Origin of the sequence: Parvibaculum sp., assembly GCF_049672805.1 — a bacterium.
Lineage (GTDB): Bacteria > Pseudomonadota > Alphaproteobacteria > Parvibaculales > Parvibaculaceae > Parvibaculum.
Genome location: NZ_JBATWS010000080.1, coordinates 1 through 2,391, shown reverse-complemented (window position 1 = coordinate 2,391; position 2,391 = coordinate 1). Strand labels below are relative to the sequence as shown.

The window sequence follows — 2,391 nt, the reverse complement described above, 5'->3', positions numbered from 1 at the left end:
CGAAACGCGCCGGGCCGACGGAAAACATTCTCCGTGCCGGTGCCGCCGAGATCCTGTTTCTCCGTGTTGCCTCTCACGCCGCCGTCGCCATGAATGTGGAAGCCGCCGCGCAGGACAGCACGGCACGCCATTACAAGGCGCTGGTCAATGCCGTGCTTCGCCGCCTCACCCGCGAGGGCGATGCAATCCTTGCAACGCTGGATGCCGAACGCCTCGATACGCCGGACTGGCTTTGGGAAAGCTGGTGCGCGACCTATGGCGAGGAGATGACGCGCCGCATCATCCGCGCCCACTACAATGACCCGCCTCTCGATATTTCCGTAAAGCGGGCGGAAGAGCGCGCGCTCTGGGCAGAGCGGCTTGGCGCCACCATCCTCCCCACCGGCTCGCTGCGGCTGGAAGAGGCTGGCCGCGTCGAAGAACTGCCGGGCTTTTCAGAAGGGGCGTGGTGGGTGCAGGACGCTGCGGCCGCCCTGCCCGTGAAACTGCTCGGCGATGTCGCGGGGCGCGATGTGCTCGACCTTTGCGCCGCCCCCGGCGGCAAGACGGTGGCGCTCGCCGCAGCAGGAGCAAATGTCACTGCGCTTGATCGCTCAAAACCGCGCCTTGTCCGCCTCACCGAAAATCTGGAGCGTCTCGGCCTCACCGCTGAAACCGTGGTGGCAGATGCCGCCAGCTACGCGCCGGGCCGACAATGGGAACTGATCCTGCTGGACGCACCCTGCAGCGCCACCGGCACGGCACGCCGCCACCCGGATGTGCTGCGTCTCAAATCCCCCGCCGACCGCGACAAGCTCACCGCCCTGCAGGCGCGACTTCTCGCCAATGCAGCCTCCCTTCTCGCGCCGGGGGGCACACTCGTCTATTGCACCTGCTCGCTTGAACCCGAAGAAGGCGAACGGCAGATCGAAAGCTTCCTCGCCACAAATCGCGGCTTCCGCCATCTGCCCATCTCCGCAGACGAACTGGGCGGCATGAGCGACATCGTCACAGGTGAAGGCGACCTGCGCAGCCTGCCCTGCCATATGAGCGTCGAAGGCGGCATGGACGGTTTCTTCGCCGCCCGCCTCACCCGCCTGTGACACGCCAATAGCAATTGACGGAAGCGGACCTCAAAGGCAGGCTGACCAACGTCATTTCCGGAAAGATACTCGTGCCAGATACGTCTCCCAGCCCGCTCACCCCCACCCCTCCTCCGAGCTGCATGGTGTGTAGCGGCGTCGCGTTCATTCCTCTCGGCGCCCATAAGGGCCATGAGATATTCCGCTGCACGACCTGCGGCCTCTGCGTGGTGCATCCCCTGCCTGCGCTGGAGCAGATTGCAGACATCTATGAGGATTACGCTTCGAACGACCTCTATATCGTCAAGACAAAGAAGAAGGTGGCGCGCTCCCGCAAGCGGCTGAAGCGCTACATGCATCTGGCAAAGGGAAAGCGCTTCATCGATCTCGGCTGCAATATCGGCACCACGGTCGAGGCCGCGCGCGAGCTTGGGCTTGATGCCCATGGCATCGACATCGACTCGGTAAGCGTGAACACGGCCCGGAAGATTTTCCCCGCCGGGAAATATCATCAGGGTCCGCTTGAAACCATGCCGGCAGACTGGGGCCCCTTCGACTTGGCCTTCTTCACCGAAGTCATCGAACACATCCCCGACCCCCATGCCTATTTTGAAGCGCTGGTGCCAAGGCTTGCACAGGGCGCGGTCCTCTATCTCACCACGCCGGATGCAGGCCATTGGCGCGTGCCGAAGCGCTTCACCGACTGGGATCAGGTTTTCCCGCCAGATCACATCATCTATTTCACGAAGGACGCAATGACACGCTTCCTCGACCAGCACGGCTTTGATGTCATCCGCTTCATCTGGAGCCACAAGCCCGCCCTGAAAGTGCTGGCCCGCAAGCGCTGAACCGCCTTTTCGTTCCATTTGCAGCGTCACGCTGGATCAACACTACCGACCGGAACGCTCGTCATATAAATCAGTGTACTGACCGAAAATCAGGCAGCGTTCAACACAGAGCATGAAACTCCGGGCACAAATGCCCCCCGCTGAAATGATTGGGAAACAAGTGAAACTAACCTTCCGCCAGCGTGTGACCTGGATCGCCCATCTCTTCAAGGCACTCGCCTATCAATATCACCGCGATCTTGCGCAGCGTTTAAGCCCGCTCGTTCCCAAGGATGGTGTCATCATTGATGTCGGTGCCCATTCCGGCCAGCACTCGAAGCTTTTTTCGAAAATGGTGCCCTCCGGTACCGTCTATGCTTTCGAACCGGGCTCCTATGCGCTCTCCATTCTGAAAAAGGTGGTCTCGCTTCGGGGCTTGCGAAACATCACCATCGTTGCTGAGGGCCTGTCAGACGTTCCGGCAACGAACACGCTCAGCATCC

Annotated in this window: 3 protein-coding genes; all 3 read left to right on the top strand. The window is 61.4% G+C overall.

The features are described from left to right. Positions 1-1,082 (top strand): RsmB/NOP family class I SAM-dependent RNA methyltransferase (locus WBF74_RS02605; RefSeq protein ID WP_424434737.1); only part of this gene is annotated, 1,082 nt, incomplete at its 5' end. Between the two features lie 71 nt (positions 1,083-1,153). Further along, complete coding sequence (locus WBF74_RS02600; protein ID WP_424434734.1) at positions 1,154-1,909, top strand: class I SAM-dependent methyltransferase; 756 nt, start codon at positions 1,154-1,156, stop codon at positions 1,907-1,909. A gap of 160 nt (positions 1,910-2,069) precedes the next feature. Beyond that, positions 2,070-2,391, top strand: a 322-nt coding sequence (locus WBF74_RS02595; RefSeq protein WP_424434731.1) for an FkbM family methyltransferase, incomplete at its 3' end; no start/stop codon positions are given.